We start from the raw sequence: 14,992 nt of genomic DNA, 5'->3' as shown, positions 1-14,992 counted from the left end.
CATGTCCAATTCCGCTTCTCCACCCCCGGTGCCGCCCTATACCGGCCCGGGGTCGCCGCAGGATGTGCCGCCACCACCGGGCAGCTTCCCGATCGACCCGGCCAGTTTGCCGCCACCGATCCGCGATGAGCTGCTGGCGCCCGACCCGGTCGCCATCGACACGTCTGCCGCCGAACTCAAGGACGGCCTGAACCGCTGCCCGAAATGCGGCGCGACCGACATCAAGCAAAAGCCGGGCAGCGATCTGCTGATCTGCCTGTACTGCCGCAACGAATGGCACGCGCAGCGGGTGGAGGAGGAGTTCGGCCTGGGCGAAGGCCTCGACCAGCTCGAAGGCACCGTGATCGCGTCGGGTGCGCGCGACATCGCCGCCGACGCCGCCAGCGTGATGACCTTCAAATGCACCGGCTGCGGCGCCGAGGTCACGGTCAATACCGAAAACGCGATGACCGCGCGCTGCCATTGGTGCCGCCACGTGTTCGGGGTCAATGAGCAGGTGGCGAACGGCGCGGTGCCCGACGCGGTATTGCCCTTCCACATCAAGAAGGACGACGCAGTCGCGCGCATTCGCCAGTTCGTGGACAAGCGACGCATGTTCGCGCTGAAGGCATTCAAGGAACAGTTCACGCCCGAGAACGTGATTGGCGTCTACCTGCCGTACATGATCGTGGATGGCAAGGCCAGCGCCGACGTGAGCGGCCACGGCGAGATCCTGACGCGCACCTACACGCAGGGCAGCGGCGACAAGAAAAAGACCTACTACGATGCCGACGTGTACCAGGTGGAGCGGCACGTGGACTTCACCGTGGACGATCTTCCGCTGGAATCCTCCAGCGAACGCGGCAACCTGGACACCGGCACCAATACCAACAACATCATCAACACGATCCTGCCGTTCGACACCAAGAACGCGGTGAAGTGGAACGCGTCCTACCTCTCGGGTTTCAGCTCCGAGAAACGCGACAGCGGCGTGGAGCAACTGCGGCCGCGCCTGGAAAACCAGTTGCTGTCGATCGCCCGCGCCCAAGTCGAAGCCTCGACGAGCCGCTACGACCGTGGCGTGCGCTGGGAGCAGGAAGGTCTCAGCGTGCACGGGACGCGCTGGGTGTCCATGTACCTGCCGGTCTGGCTGTATTCCTATCACCAGCCGGGCAGCAACGGCGGCATGCTGCACTACATCGCGGTGAACGGCCGCACCGGCGAGACGATGGGCAGCGTACCGGTGCAGCAGTGGAAGCTGCTGCTGGCCGCGCTCACCGTTGGCAGCGTCCTCGAAACCATTGCACTGATGATCGTGGGGAACACCTGATGAGCGACGACGGCGGACTATGGCTGCTGCTGCTTGGCCCGGCCGGGGCAACCGGGCTGTATTGGGCGCTGTACCGGTATTACCGCAACACCGACAAATCGCATGACTTCGAACACGAGACGGCCGTCGAAGCCAAGCCTGTCACCGGTTCGGACCGCAAGGTGGACGAGGTGAGGGGCACGCAGGAAACCCGCATCGACGGCGACAACGTGCGCGCGTACCGCAAGCGGGTGACGCGCATCCGCCGGAATTCATCCTGACGGCAACGCCAGTCACCCGGGTGACAACGCCTGCTGGCCATCGTCACGCTCTTCGCGATCCAACGAGTCGTACAGGATGGTGCCGAACAGGTACATCTCGCCGGGCTTGATCACCTTCGGGAAACGCTCGTTGCCGCGCCACCACGGGCGATAGACGTGGATGGCCAGTTCGCTGCAGTAATACCGATCCGGTTGGCTGAAACCGATGGTGCCGAGGAAGTCATAGCCCTTCCCCACGAGTGCGTCCGCCGCAGCCCAGGCCCGTGGCGCATTGTCTTCGCTGCGCCAGCGCGGGCGAATCACCAACACACGATCCGCACGCGCGACGAAGCCGGACAGGGCCTCGCGCTGTACGCCCTTGCCTTCCGCCCCCACCACTTCGCGCAGGTCTTGGTTGTACACCGCTACATGACTGAGCGGGATGCCGGTGGCGTTGGCCACCAGCGTATCTGTCGCGTGGTAGCCGCGGATCACCAGCCAATCCCCCGTCTTGGCCGTTGCCAGCACGGCCTGCTCAATCGCCTGCGATTGCACAGCGCGCCCCGCATGCAACGTTGGTCGCACCACGGGCCGCGCCAAACAGCCAGACAACACCATGGCCACGCAAGTGCAGCCCAGCAGCCGGTGGCGCCACGCGATTGTGTTCATGATCTTCAACTTCCTCCCCGATCCAAGATCCGCATCCGACCATCGAAGCGTGGACAAGTTCAAGAACAGCTAAGGGGTCGAAGGCATCAGCGACGATGTGAACGCCTCCCCCGCGCCACCAACGTGCGCGGCGCGCCTACCGGGTTGCCCGCGCGATCCGCGGCCAGGCCACGGCGATCGCGATCCACGCCAGCACGATTGCGGCCAGATGCGCCGCCAGCCTCCCCGTTGCAACCCCGCTCACGTCGAACACCGTCGCCCCTTGCAGCGCGATGTACACCAGCGCGACCAGCGTCAGTTCGAACGGCCGCGCGCTGCGGAACACCGCGCCGAATGCGATGCCGCAACTCGCAATGGACAGCGTCACGACCCCTGTCATCAACGCCCCGCCCGGCGACGACACCAGCAGGCGCGCCAGTGCCGGCGCCGTGGCAGCAAACAGCAGCAACACCGCCACCGCAACGCGCGACCCAAGCACCCGTGACACCGCGCCTTCGCTCGCGAATACCAGCGCGCCGGTGCGCTGGTCGCGCTCGCGCAGGATGCCACCCGCCAGCACGTCGAGCGGCAGCAGCCAGGCCAGCAGCAGGCCAGTACGCATGAGGCTGGCGTTGCCGAACGCCTGCAGCCCCATCGCCCCCGCCAGCGCCAGCCACCACCAGCGGCGGCGTTCACGCAGGCAGGCCGTGAGCTCCGCCACCACCAGCACGCCGAATGCCGTGCGTGCGAAGGGGCGCAGGGCCAGGTCGAGCCAGCGCAGCTGCAGTCCTGGCGCCCGTGCCCGTGCATCCACAGCAGACGTGCGCGCTGCAACGCGGTCCAGCCACGGCGCGGCAAGCAGTACGCCGCCCATGCCCAGCACCAGCCAGAACAGCCGGCCCACCATGTCCATCGGCCGCACCGTCCACGCGCGCCAATCGAAGCGGACGATACCGCTGTCCGGTGTTGGCGACATCAGGCTGAAGCCATACTGTTGCGGCTTGCCGGTCTGCGCCTCGCGCACGCGATGGAAATCGCGCCCGGCCACCAGCATCCCGCCCGCGTCGCTGACCCAGCCTTCACGCACGACCGGGCTTCTGGCCTCGAAGCCCGCCACGCCGACCACCAGTGCAGTCGTCCACAGCACGAAGAACAGCACGTTGCCCGCGGTGCGCCGCAGCGGCGGCAACAGATCGAACCAGATGGCCGCGGCGGCAGTCATCGCCAGTCCGGGCAGCGTGAGCAGGATGGCGGGCTTGGCCAGTTCGATCAGGTCCAACGTGCGGTCCTCCGCGCGCAGCCACTGCGCGACGGCACCCACGCCGAGGCAGGCAATGATGATGACGAGGAACACCAGCATGTGGCTGGCCCACTTCGCCAGCAGGTAGCCCGCGCGCGTCATCGGCGTCGCCACCAGCAGCTGCCAGACGCGCGTCTCGATGTCGCGCACCAGCGTGCCGCGCACCAGGTAGAAACCGCCAAGATTGAGCAGCAAATTGAAGGCCATCGCCAGCACCATGCCCACCCAGGCGCTGGAGTAGTAGCCGCGTGCGCCGCCCCACAGCATCAGCACGGTGAGCGGGGCATCCGGCCCCGGCACGCAGTACCACGCGGCGACCATCATCCCGACCAGCACCACCCAGAAACGCGGCGTGCGGGTGCGCGCGCGCAGATCGGCCAGCAGGATGGCGGCGAAACGCTGCATCGCGACCATGTCAGTGTGCCCCCTTGAGCAGCCACGTGTAGGCGTCCTGCAGGCCCGGCGCCACCGCCCGCGCCCGGGCATCGGGCGATGCATCGCCAACCACGCGCACGCGGATGCCTTCGGGCACGCGCAGGGAAGCCACCATTGCATGCGCCGCCCGGACCGCCGCCAGTTGCGCTTCAGGCACCGTCCATTCCCAGACATGGCCGACGGCATGGGCGATCAACTGCCCGGGCGTGCCGTGGAAGCGAAGCTGCCCGGCAGCCATCACCGCGATGTCGGTCGCGCTGGCTTCCACATCGGACACGATGTGCGTGGACAGGATCACCAGGCGCTGGCCGGCGAGATCGGTGACCAGGTGCTGGAAGCGCATGCGCTCATCGGGATCAAGCCCCACCGTCGGCTCATCGACGATCAACAGCGCGGGGTCATTGAGCAGTGCTTGCGCGATGCCGACGCGCTGGCGCATGCCGCCGGAAAACTGGCCGAGGCGTCGCTTGCCGGTATCGGCCAGGCCCACCATCTCCAGGCAGGCCTCGATGCGGTTGCGCGCCGCCTTGCCACCCAGGCCCTTCACCGCCGCAAGAAAGCCCAGGAACTCGCGTGCATCCAGCGCGTCATAGACGCCGAAGTCCTGCGGCAGGTAGCCGAGCTCGGCACGCAGCGCGTTGGGCCGCTTGGCGATGTCCACGCCCCGCCACGTCACGCGACCGCTGCTGGCCCGGGCAAGCGTGGCCAGCAGCCGCATCAGGCTCGACTTCCCGGCCCCGTTCGGACCCAGCAGGCCAAGCACGCCCGCGCCCAAGCGCATATCCACGCCATCCACGGCGCGGTGCCCGCCCGGATAGGCGAAACCAACCGACTCCAGCACCAATTCCACGCCCATCACGACACTCCCCGCCCAAATTGTGCTGGTAGTGTAGTGATGTATAACACCTACGACCCATGCCAATGGTCATGCTGGCGCTTGCACCTGTGGCAGATCAAATCGCCAAGGTCGCCTGACCACACAGCCGTTGCACTGGCCGCCTCAATCGAGCTCCCTGAGCTTTCGCGCGGCAATAGCCGCCGCGGTCTGCAGCACGCCGGCATAGCCCTTGCGCGCCCGTTCCACCTCGTCAGCCTGGGCCTGCAATCCCTGGATGTAGGCCGAAAGCAATTCGCGGGCGTTGAATTGGTGAGCGAGGTCGTCAACCGACCTTGCAACGGCATCCCGCAGATACCAGTCAACATTGACGCCCGTCTCAGCCTGGGTGGCGAGATCCATGACTTTCAGGACATGGGGCGTGATCAGACCAACGATTGTGACTTTCACTTGTTCGACCTGCTTTGCATCGGAGTGGGAAGGCAAAAATGAGACGGAGGGAATCAAGCAGACTTGATTCCCTCCGTCTCATTTTTGCGCAAGCAGTGACTTCAGGTCGCCGAACGGGTTGGACGTGGCAGCCGGCGGCTTGTCCTCGGCGGCCAGTGCGCTGACCCCGGTGTAGTCGGCCTGGCGCGAGTGCTCGTTGTCATGGCAGTACACGCACAACAGCTCCCAATTGCTGCCATCCGGCGGGTTGTCGGCGTGGTTGTGGTTGCGATGATGGACGGTCAGCTCGCGCAGGTTGGCGCGGGTGAACTCACGCGCGCAGCGGCCACAGATCCACGGATACAACTTCAGCGCACGCTCGCGATACCCCTGCTCGCGCTGCTCGGCGTTGCGCCGGGCCTCGGCAACGATGCGGTCGAGCTTGGCGTCTTGTGGCGTGGTCATGGCCATAACGATAAGCAAAAATGGGGTCAGGGACAATTTGAGCGCCGCAGCGGGCGCGCCGTGGCGAAGCGGCCCGTGCGCGTTTCCACCCACGCGCGGACGCGGTCGGATCCCAAGCACGATCGAGCTCGATTCAATCGGCAGCCGAGAGCGATCGTCCCACCGCTACATATTCCGCCGATACTCCCCACCCACGTCATACAACGCATGCGAAATCTGCCCCAGCGAATGCGTCTTCACCGCCTCCATCAACGCCTCGAACACATTGCGCCGATCCCGCGCCGTCTGCTGAAGATAGCCCAGCCCATGCCCGTCGTGCAGTTCCGGCTCAACAACCTCATCCGCATCGGCCATATGCGAATGCGTGGTCTCCCCTGACGGCGCCAGCGCGTTGCGCGCCTGCTGCCAGTTGGCGACGTTGCTGATCTGCTGGCCCTTCTCTTCCTCGGTGCTGCGGATCAGCTCGATCTCGGTGGCGATCTCGCCGGCGTGCTCCTTCGGCAGGAAGGTGTTGACGCCCACCAGCGGCAGGCTGCCGTCGTGCTTCTTGTGCTCGTAGTACATCGACTCTTCCTGAATCTTGCCGCGCTGGTACATGGTGTCCATGGCACCCAGCACGCCGCCGCGCTCGCTGATGGCTTCGAACTCCTTGTAGACGGCTTCCTCCACCAGGTCGGTGAGGTAGTCCACGGCGAAGCTGCCCTGCCAGGGGTTCTCGATGAAGTTGAGCCCCAGTTCCTTGTTGATGATCATCTGGATGGCCACCGCGCGGCGCACCGATTCCTCGGTGGGCGTGGTGATGGCTTCGTCATAGGCGTTGGTGTGCAGGCTGTTGCAGTTGTCGAACAGCGCATACAGCGCCTGCAGCGTGGTGCGGATGTCGTTGAACTGGATTTCCTGCGCGTGCAGTGAGCGGCCGCTGGTCTGGATGTGGTACTTCATCATCTGGCTGCGCTCGTTGGCGCCGTAGCGCTCGCGCATGGCGCGCGCCCAGATGCGGCGGGCGACGCGGCCGATGGCGGTGTATTCCGGGTCCATGCCGTTGCTGAAGAAGAAGCTCAGGTTGGGCGCGAAATCGTCGATCTTCATCCCGCGCGCCAGGTAGTACTCGACAATCGTGAAGCCATTGCTCAGGGTGAAGGCGAGCTGGCTGATCGGGTTGGCCCCGGCTTCGGCGATGTGGTAGCCGGAGATGCTGACCGAATAGAAATTGCGCACGCCGTTGTCGACGAAATACTGCTGGATATCACCCATCATGCGCAGCGCGAATTCGGTGCTGAAAATGCAGGTGTTCTGCGCTTGATCCTCTTTGAGGATGTCGGCCTGCACGGTGCCGCGCACGGTCTTGAGGGTGTCCGCCTTGATGCGGGCATACGTCTCGGCATCCACCATCTGGTCGCCGGAAACGCCCAGCAGGCCCAGCCCTAAGCCGTTGTTGGTCGGCGGCAAGTCGCCGTGGTAGTGCGGACGCGCGCAGCCTTCGAAGAGTTTGTCCAGCGTCTTCTGCGCATCGGCCCAGCGGGCGTCATCGGCCTTCAGGTATTTCTCCACCTGTTGGTCAATCGCGCAGTTCATGAACATCGCCAGGATCATCGGCGCGGGGCCATTGATGGTCATCGACACGCTGGTGGTGGGCGCGCACAGGTCGAAGCCGGAGTACAGCTTCTTCATGTCGTCCAGGGTGGGGATGTTGACGCCGGAGTTGCCGATCTTGCCGTAGATGTCCGGGCGCAGCGCCGGGTCTTCGCCATACAGCGTGACGCTGTCGAAGGCGGTGGACAGGCGCGCGGCCGGCTGGCCGACGCTGAGGTAATGGAAGCGGCGATTGGTGCGCTCCGGCGTGCCCTCGCCCGCGAACATGCGGATCGGGTCTTCGCCGGTGCGGCGGTACGGATACACGCCGCCGGTATAGGGGTAGCTGCCCGGCAGGTTTTCCTTGCCGAGGAAAGTCAGCAGCTCGCCCCAGCTCTTGTAGGTGGGCGCGGCGATCTTGGGGATGGGCTGGTGGCTGAGCGAGTCGCGGTAGTTTTCGACGCGGATGGTCTTGTCGCGGACCTTGTATTCGGTGAATTCGTCGGTGATCGATTTCAGGCGCGCAGGCCAGGTGCGCAGGAGCTTGAGGTTGTCGGCGGTGAGCGACTGGATGGCGTCGTTGTAGCGCTGGCGCAGGGTGAGCAAGCTGCGGTCGTCGCCATCGGTCAATGCGCCCGTGCCGAAGATGTCCAACGGTGCCGGCAGGTCGGCATCGCCCAGTTCCTGCAACGCCTGGTACAGCGCCTGCGCGCGGTCGGCGATCTCGGCCTGGGATTCGATCTGGCGGTTGATGCCGCGGCCCTGCTCGGCGATTTCGGCCAGGTACCGCGTGCGGGCGCCGGGAATGAGCACGGTGGCGCGGGGCTCTTTCAGGGTGGTGTCGATGTTGGGCTTCAACGCGATGCCGAGCTTGTTGCCCAGCAGGCGGCACAGGTTGGCGAACATCCAGCTGATGCCGGGGTCGTTGAACTGGCTGGCGATGGTCGGGTACACCGGGACGTCTTCGTCCCTGGTCTGGAACGCGACGCGATTGCGCTTCCACTGCTTGCGGATGTCGCGCAGCGCGTCTTCGGCGCCGCGGCGGTCGTACTTGTTGAGCACGATGAGCTCGGCGAAGTCGATCATGTCGATCTTCTCGAGCTGCGACGCCGCGCCGTAGTCGCTGGTCATCACGTACATCGGGAAATCGACCAGGTCGACGATTTCCGAATCCGATTGGCCGATACCGGCGGTTTCCACGATCACCAGGTCGTAGGCAAGGCTCTTGAGAAAACCAATGCAGTCCTTGAGCACCGCATTGGTGGCGACGTTCTGCCGGCGCGTGGCCATCGAACGCATGTATACGCGGTGGGACCGCAGCGAGTTCATGCGGATGCGGTCGCCCAGCAGCGCGCCACCGGTGCGGCGGCGGGTCGGGTCCACGCTGACCACGGCGATGTGCATGTCCGGGAAGTGGGCCAGGAAGCGGTTCAGCAGCTCATCGGTGACCGACGACTTGCCGGCGCCGCCGGTGCCGGTGATGCCCACCACCGGGGTCTTGCCGCCGGCCAGCTGCCATTCCTTGCGCAGGTGGGCCAGCTCGGCCTCGTCCAGCGCCTGCTCCTCGATGGCGCTGAGCATCCGGCCGATCTCGATCTCGTTGTCGAATTCAACCTTGTGCGGCTTGTCGACGGGCAGGCGCGCGGCCCCGGCGCGCTTGACCACGTCCTCGATCATCGCCACCAACCCCATGTGCATGCCGTCGTTGGGGTGGTAGATGCGCTCGACGCCGTAGGCTTCCAGCTCGCGGATTTCCTCGGGCGTGATGGTGCCGCCGCCGCCGGCGAACACGCGGATGTGCGCGGCGTTGCGCTCCTTCAGCATGTCCACCATGTACTTCAGGTATTCCACGTGGCCGCCCTGGTAGGACGACAGCGCGATGGCATCGGCGTCTTCCTGCAGCGCCGCGCGCACCACGTCTTCCACGCTGCGGTTGTGGCCCAGGTGGATGACCTCCGCGCCCTGCGCCTGGATCAGCCGGCGCATGATATTGATGGCGGCGTCGTGGCCGTCGAACAGGCTGGCGGCGGTGACGAAGCGCAGCGGGCTGCGGTGTTCGTCCAGTGCGGTGGAAGCCGTGGTTGGAAGCTGGGCGGTGGGGGTATTCATTGAGACTGCGTTCACATGGGACGTGGCAATTTGCCCATTGTACCGCCCATGTGAACGCAGCCCGCTGCGTCTGCTGCTGCCCTACTTCACTTCATCAAACACGTACTCATGCTGGCCGTCGCGCACAATGAGCTGGCGCACACCAGCCTTCACTGCACCGACAAACGGGAATCCGGCGGCCACCGGGTCTATGGTGACAAACGCCAGACTACCGTCAGGCTGTGGCTGGGTCGCAACCGCAGATGCAAACGCGCCCACATCGAAGACCACTTTCCCCGGCTTGCGAACGACCTGCACATCACCCAGCGCAGCGTTGTGATAGCGCGGCGCAAGGGCGGCCAGCGCTTTGTTGTCTGCGGGCCACTGCAGCAACTTGCGCTGCGCATCGAATGCGGCGCGATTGGCTTTGGCTGTGGCGGCGGCAGCGGCCACCGCCTGCGGCTCGCCATCGAACATCAACTCCATCAGCCGCCGCTTGAACGGGCCACGTAGGTACACGCCTTCATCGGCATTGGTCAGGATCACCGCGCCCACTTTCTGCTCCGGCCACCACATCATGTTGGAATGGAAGCCGCCCAAGTCGCCGCCGTGGTCGATCACGGTGACGCCGTCACTGTTGTCCACCATCAAGGCCATTGCATAATTCTTGTCCACGCCGAGGGCGATTTGCGGCTCACGACGTTGCAATAAAGCAGCCTCCCCGATGTAGCGTTTGCCATCCGGCAGCAGGCCACGGTCGATTTCCATTTGTACATACTTGAGCATGTCGTCCACCGTGCTCCACGCCGCACCGGCTGGACGCGAGGCGATGATGGTGTCGTTCAACCCCATGCCCATGACCTGCACCTTGTGGTTGATGTCGTAACCATGCGGCGCAGCGTAGTCACCGGTTTGCGCCTTGACATAATCGAAGGTGGTGTTGCGCATGCCCAATGGATCAAATACCAGCGCCTGCATCGCCCTGTCATAGCCGGCGCCCAGCTCACTACCGGGGTACGCAACTTGGCCGCCGATATAACCCGCAGCCGCAGCCATCGGGTTGGAATACTGGAACAATTCACCAAACCCGCTGGTGGGTTGCATCGTGCCCAGCGTTGTCAGCACGCTGGCGGGGGTTTGTTTTTCGCCTTCAAACAACCACTCCATATCCTGCCTGGGCACACCAGTGCACGCGCAGATCAGGTGTTTCACCAACACCTTGTCAGTGGTGGCGGCATCCCCCAGTTTGAAGCCGGGATACACATCTTCGGCGCGCGCATTCCAATCCAGCTTGCCGGCATCCACCAGTTTGGCCAGCATCAGCGTGGTCAACGCCTTGGTATTGGAGGCGATCATGAAGCGGGTGTCGGCATCGACTTTGGCAGGCTTGCCCAGCTGACGCACCCCGAAGCCACGTGCCATCACCACTTTGCCATTCTGAATGATGCCGATGGCGACACCCGGCACATCAAAATCCTTGCGCATCTGTTCGACAAAATTGGCCACTTGCTGCAGGCGGGCCGCATCCAATGGATGTGCACTGCGCCCGGCGAAGGTTTCACGCACATAACCCGCTGGCAGTAGTCGTTGAAAGAGTTTGCCAAACTGCGATGCGCGCTTTTCGGCGATACCTTGGTCTACATCGGCCAGGATCACCGTCCACAATTTGCCGCGCCGATAGGCCGAGGCGTTGACGACCCGCTTGGCATTCTGCGGCACGTCATAATCATAGGAACGACGCTGCTCCCAGCCATCACGCGGGGCGGCATCGGTGGCCAGTAAAAATTTCGGCGCCATGCCCAATGCCTGCCATGCCTGCGCTACGGCGTCATCCGCGCTGCCAGCCGTCGCATCCACAATCACCAAGCGCGAGCCGTCAGCTTCGGGCGGGGTCAACACCACGGCATTGCCGCGTTGCTCGCGTGTCCAACCCTCGGGAAGAATAAACGTTGTCCCACGCGGTGTTGTGGCCGGTTGATCAGCCGCTGCCGTCGCAGCTTGCGGTGCAGGCGCAGCTGCGACCGAGATCGACATCGGGAGTGCCGTGGAGATCGAGAGTCCGATCACCAGCGCGGTGTGCTTGAACATTGGGCGCATTGCAATTCTCCGGAAAGTGGGCAGGGATGGCGCGGTAGCGACGCGTGGTGAAGCAATGCAATTCCAATTCAACGGTGCCTATTGGCAAACGTGGCCAGCATGCCACGCAGGCCATCCACCATAATGTGGCATGCTGGAGTCACTATTTCTGGTGACCCTACATGACCCGCCACGCGCTGCTGTTGCCTCTGCTGATCGCCCTGTCCGCCTGCTCCACGCCGGCCACTGTCAGCGATGTTGCGCCACAGGTGCTTTTGCTGGGCGAAGTACACGACAACGCCGCAGGTCATGCTGCGCGCGTGGCCTTGCTGCAGGGCAAACTTGCCGCCGGCTGGCGCCCTGCGATTGCGATGGAGCAGTTTGATACTGATCAGCAACCTGCGCTGGACGCGGCAATGCGCGAATGCGCCGATGCCGCTTGCGTGATTGCCAAAGTGGCTGCGGCCAAGAGCAGCTGGACATGGGAGTACTACACACCGGTGATTGCGCTGGCATTGCAATACAAACTGCCACTGTATGGTGCCAATTTGTCGCGCGGCGAGGCGTCCAAGGTCGTGAAAGATGGCTTTGCCGCCGCGCTGCCGGCCGCTCTCATCGCACATTATTCGCTGGACACTCTACCCAGCGGGGTGCTGGCTGCACAGGAAAACGCAGTGCGTGACAGTCACTGCGGCGCACTGCCGGAAGCACTGGTCGGCCCGATGGCCAAGGCGCAGATCGCACGCGACGTGGTGATGGCGCAAACCCTGCGCGCGCACGCCACCGGCGGCGTGGTGCTGATTGCCGGCAACGGCCACGTGCGGCGCGACATCGCGGTGCCGTACTGGCTGCGTCGCAGCGGATTTGCCCCGCACGCGGTGGGCTTTCTGGAGCCCTCCGCGGATGCGGCGGCGTTCGATGAGGTTCGACGCATTCCGCTCACCCAGCGCGCCGATCCCTGTGCCGGCTTCAACGCACCCAAACCCGCGACCTGAGCAGTACCGTACCCAAGCGTATTCAGGTGGATTCCGGCAATGGCTTAGAATACTGCCCCTGCCGTCGGACCGTCCGACGGTACTGAAGCTGTATTCCGGTTTTCCATCCCGTCAGCCGCCGCCACCGATGCCCGCCATGCGGTTGCGGCCGGAGTTTTGCAATGATTTTCGAAACGCTCGATACCTACGGCCACGAACAGGTCGTGTTCTGCCACAACAAGGACGCCGGCCTGAAGGCGATCATCGCCATCCACAACACCGTGCTGGGTCCGGCCCTGGGCGGCACCCGCATGTGGCCCTACAAGAGCGAAGCCGAGGCGCTGAACGACGTGCTGCGCCTGTCGCGCGGCATGACCTACAAGAACGCGGTGGCCGGCCTGAACATCGGCGGCGGCAAGGCGGTGATCATCGGCAACCCGGCCACCGACAAGTCCGAAGCGCTGTTCCGCGCGTTCGGCCAGTTCGTGGAATCGCTGGGCGGCCGCTACATCACCGCCGAGGACGTGGGCATCGACGTCAACGACATGGAATACGTGTACCGCGAGACCGAGTACGTGACCGGCGTGCACCAGGTCCACGGCGGCTCCGGCGATCCGTCGCCGTTCACCGCCTACGGCGCGCTGCAGGGCCTGATGGCCACGCTGAACCACAAGTTCGGCGATGAGGACGTGGGCAAGTACTCCTACGCCGTGCAGGGCCTGGGCCACGTCGGCATGGAATACGTGAAGCTGTTGAAGGAACGCGGCGCGAAAATCTTCGTGACCGACATCAACCCGGCATTGGTGGACAAGGCCGTCACCGAGTACGGCGCCGAAGCGGTGGGCCTGGACGACATCTACGACGTGCCAGCCGACGTCTATTCGCCCTGCGCGCTGGGCGGCACCGTCAACGAGCAGACCCTGCCGCGCCTGAAGTGCAAGGTGATCTGCGGCGCAGCCAACAACCAGCTGGCCAACAACGAGATCGGTGACGAAGTGCTCAAGCGCGGCATCCTGTACGCGCCGGATTACGCGGTGAACGCCGGCGGCGTGATGAACGTGGCGCTGGAGCTGGACGGCTACAACCGCGAGCGCGCCATGCGCATGATGCGCACCATTTACCACAACCTGTCGCGCATCTACGAGATCGCCGACCGCGAGAGAATCCCGACCTACATGGCCGCCGATCGCCTCGCCGAAGAGCGCATCCAGACCATCGGCAAGCTGAAGCTGCCGCTGGGACGCGGCCGCACCCGCTTCCAGGGCCGTATTCGGGCCTGATTGACCCGGGCTTCGCCCAGATCGGTCCCGGACGTTGCAAGCAAACGCTGGGCCCCCGCGAGTCGCCCCACCTGCCGCTGTCGCGGCGCCCCCCTTTGCTCAAAGGGGGGCTCTGCGGAACCCACTTCAACGTCACCTCTAGCTGGAGCGATTCCCCATGCGTCCATTCCCCCTCGGCGAAGACATCGATGCCCTGCGCGAGGCGGTTCGCCGCTTTGCCGAAACAGAAATCGCGCCGCGCGCGGCCAAGGCCGACGAGGACAACTGGTTCCCGCAGGAGCTGTGGCCGATGCTGGGCGAGATGGGCCTGCTGGGCATGACCGTTCCGGGCGAGTACGGCGGCAGCGGACTGGGCTACCTGGCCCACCTGGTGGCGATGGAGGAAATCAGCCGCGCCTCGGGCGCCATCGGCCTGTCCTACGGCGCGCATTCCAATCTCTGCGTCAACAACCTGTATGCCAACGGCAACGATGCGCAGCGGGAGAAATACCTGCCCAAGCTGTGCAGCGGCGAATTCAAGGGCGCGTTGGCGATGAGCGAACCGGGCGCCGGTTCCGACGTGGTCGGCTCGATGAGCTGCCGCGCCGAGCTGAAGAACGGCGCGTGGGTGGCCAACGGCAACAAGATGTGGATCACCAACGGCCCCGAAGCCGACGTGCTGATCGTCTACATGCGCACCGCCAGCCGCGAGCTGGGCAGCAAGTGCATGACCGCCTTCATTGTCGAGAAGGGCATGAAGGGCTTCTCCACCGCGCAGAAGCTGGACAAGCTCGGCATGCGCGGCAGCAACACCTGCGAGCTGGTGTTCGAGAACTGCGAGATCCCGCAGGAGAACGTGCTGGGCGAAGTCAACAACGGCGTCAAGGTGCTGATGAGCGGCCTGAACACCGAACGCCTGGTGCTGTCCGGCGGCCCCATCGGGCTGATGCAGGCGGCGCTGGACATCGCCCTGCCCTACGTGCGCGAGCGTCGCCAGTTCGGCCAGGCCATCGGCACCTTCGAGCTGATGCAGGCCAAGATCGCCGACATGTACACGGCGCTGCAGTCCAGCCGCGCCTTTGCCTACCAGGTGGCACGCGACTACGACGCCGGCCACAAGAGCCGCATCGACGCCGCCGCCTGCCTGCTGCATGCCTCCGAGGCGGCGGTGCAGGTGGCGCTGGAAGCCATCCAGTCGCTCGGTGGCAACGGCTACATCAACGAATTCGCCACCGGGCGGATCCTGCGCGACGCCAAGCTGTACGCGATCGGCGCCGGCACCAACGAGATCCGCCGCATGCTGATCGGCCGCGAGCTGTTCGCCGGCAACCACTGAGCATGCAAGCCGTCATTCCGGTCTTCG

At 64.8% G+C, this 14,992-nt stretch carries 12 protein-coding genes; 5 read left to right on the top strand and 7 right to left on the bottom strand.

Annotation, left to right across the window (positions count from 1 at the left end):
* Nucleotide 1 precedes the first annotated feature (1 nt).
* Together LIW09_RS04750 and LIW09_RS04745 are read left to right on the top strand one after the other, a co-directional pair.
* The gene (locus LIW09_RS04750) at nucleotides 2-1,309 is read left to right on the top strand and encodes a TFIIB-type zinc ribbon-containing protein (protein WP_256646813.1); all 1,308 of its coding nucleotides are present in this window, start codon (nucleotides 2-4) and stop codon (nucleotides 1,307-1,309) included.
* Nucleotides 1,309-1,569, top strand: a complete 261-nt coding sequence (locus LIW09_RS04745) for a hypothetical protein (protein ID WP_256646812.1) — start codon at nucleotides 1,309-1,311, stop codon at nucleotides 1,567-1,569. Before LIW09_RS04750 ends, LIW09_RS04745 begins: the two co-directional genes overlap by 1 nt.
* A gap of 12 nt (nucleotides 1,570-1,581) precedes the next feature.
* On the opposite strand, the gene LIW09_RS04740 is transcribed toward LIW09_RS04745, so the two are convergent.
* From LIW09_RS04740 to LIW09_RS04710, 7 genes are all read right to left on the bottom strand, one after another.
* On the bottom strand, nucleotides 1,582-2,217 hold the full coding sequence (locus LIW09_RS04740; RefSeq protein WP_256646811.1) for a YiiX/YebB-like N1pC/P60 family cysteine hydrolase: 636 nt from the start codon (nucleotides 2,215-2,217) through the stop codon (nucleotides 1,582-1,584).
* 136 nt (nucleotides 2,218-2,353) lie between these two features.
* On the bottom strand, nucleotides 2,354-3,910 hold the full coding sequence (locus LIW09_RS04735) for an ABC transporter permease (protein WP_256646810.1): 1,557 nt from the start codon (nucleotides 3,908-3,910) through the stop codon (nucleotides 2,354-2,356).
* Between the two features lies 1 nt (nucleotide 3,911).
* Nucleotides 3,912-4,787 (bottom strand): ATP-binding cassette domain-containing protein, encoded by an 876-nt coding sequence (locus LIW09_RS04730; protein ID WP_256646809.1) that lies wholly within the window; start codon nucleotides 4,785-4,787, stop codon nucleotides 3,912-3,914.
* 144 nt (nucleotides 4,788-4,931) lie between these two features.
* A complete protein-coding gene (locus tag LIW09_RS04725) occupies nucleotides 4,932-5,273 on the bottom strand; it encodes a hypothetical protein (RefSeq protein ID WP_256646808.1) in 342 nt (113 codons plus the stop codon).
* 21 nt (nucleotides 5,274-5,294) lie between these two features.
* Nucleotides 5,295-5,660 carry a YajD family HNH nuclease gene (locus tag LIW09_RS04720; protein ID WP_256646807.1) on the bottom strand — a complete coding sequence of 122 codons (366 nt, stop codon included), beginning with the start codon at nucleotides 5,658-5,660 and terminating at the stop codon, nucleotides 5,295-5,297.
* Nucleotides 5,661-5,825: 165 nt separating this feature from the next.
* Nucleotides 5,826-9,341, bottom strand: coding sequence for a methylmalonyl-CoA mutase family protein (locus LIW09_RS04715; protein WP_256646806.1), 3,516 nt, complete (start codon nucleotides 9,339-9,341; stop codon nucleotides 5,826-5,828).
* Nucleotides 9,342-9,422: 81 nt separating this feature from the next.
* Nucleotides 9,423-11,408, bottom strand: coding sequence for a serine hydrolase domain-containing protein (locus LIW09_RS04710; RefSeq protein WP_256646805.1), 1,986 nt, complete (start codon nucleotides 11,406-11,408; stop codon nucleotides 9,423-9,425).
* A gap of 170 nt (nucleotides 11,409-11,578) precedes the next feature.
* Between LIW09_RS04710 and LIW09_RS04705 the strand changes: the two genes are divergently transcribed.
* The 3 genes from LIW09_RS04705 (at nucleotide 11,579) to LIW09_RS04695 (ending at nucleotide 14,965) form a co-directional block, all read left to right on the top strand.
* Nucleotides 11,579-12,391 (top strand): ChaN family lipoprotein, encoded by an 813-nt coding sequence (locus LIW09_RS04705; RefSeq protein WP_256646804.1) that lies wholly within the window; start codon nucleotides 11,579-11,581, stop codon nucleotides 12,389-12,391.
* 161 nt (nucleotides 12,392-12,552) lie between these two features.
* Nucleotides 12,553-13,650 carry a Glu/Leu/Phe/Val dehydrogenase dimerization domain-containing protein gene (locus LIW09_RS04700; RefSeq protein ID WP_256646803.1) on the top strand — a complete coding sequence of 366 codons (1,098 nt, stop codon included), beginning with the start codon at nucleotides 12,553-12,555 and terminating at the stop codon, nucleotides 13,648-13,650.
* Between the two features lie 157 nt (nucleotides 13,651-13,807).
* Entirely contained in the window at nucleotides 13,808-14,965 is a 1,158-nt protein-coding gene (locus LIW09_RS04695; protein WP_256646802.1) for an isovaleryl-CoA dehydrogenase, read from the top strand.
* Nucleotides 14,966-14,992: the final 27 nt, after the last annotated feature.

Origin of the sequence: Thermomonas paludicola (genome assembly GCF_024498955.1) — a bacterium.
Taxonomy (GTDB): Bacteria; Pseudomonadota; Gammaproteobacteria; order Xanthomonadales; family Xanthomonadaceae; genus Thermomonas; species Thermomonas paludicola.
This window is presented reverse-complemented; position numbering and strand designations above follow the sequence as displayed.

Excerpts from the sequence above, each read along its gene's own strand:
- LIW09_RS04735 (WP_256646810.1), bottom strand. The coding sequence starts at position 3,910 with ATGGTCGCGATGCAGCGTTTCGCCGCCATCCTGCTGGCCGATCTGCGC.
- LIW09_RS04710 (WP_256646805.1), bottom strand. The coding sequence starts at position 11,408 with ATGTTCAAGCACACCGCGCTGGTGATCGGACTCTCGATCTCCACGGCA.
- LIW09_RS04720 (WP_256646807.1), bottom strand. The coding sequence starts at position 5,660 with ATGACCACGCCACAAGACGCCAAGCTCGACCGCATCGTTGCCGAGGCC.
- LIW09_RS04705 (WP_256646804.1), top strand. The coding sequence starts at position 11,579 with ATGACCCGCCACGCGCTGCTGTTGCCTCTGCTGATCGCCCTGTCCGCC.
- LIW09_RS04715 (WP_256646806.1), bottom strand. The coding sequence starts at position 9,341 with ATGAATACCCCCACCGCCCAGCTTCCAACCACGGCTTCCACCGCACTG.
- LIW09_RS04750 (WP_256646813.1), top strand. The coding sequence starts at position 2 with ATGTCCAATTCCGCTTCTCCACCCCCGGTGCCGCCCTATACCGGCCCG.
- LIW09_RS04695 (WP_256646802.1), top strand. The coding sequence starts at position 13,808 with ATGCGTCCATTCCCCCTCGGCGAAGACATCGATGCCCTGCGCGAGGCG.
- LIW09_RS04745 (WP_256646812.1), top strand. The coding sequence starts at position 1,309 with ATGAGCGACGACGGCGGACTATGGCTGCTGCTGCTTGGCCCGGCCGGG.
- LIW09_RS04740 (WP_256646811.1), bottom strand. The coding sequence starts at position 2,217 with ATGAACACAATCGCGTGGCGCCACCGGCTGCTGGGCTGCACTTGCGTG.
- LIW09_RS04730 (WP_256646809.1), bottom strand. The coding sequence starts at position 4,787 with ATGGGCGTGGAATTGGTGCTGGAGTCGGTTGGTTTCGCCTATCCGGGC.
- LIW09_RS04700 (WP_256646803.1), top strand. The coding sequence starts at position 12,553 with ATGATTTTCGAAACGCTCGATACCTACGGCCACGAACAGGTCGTGTTC.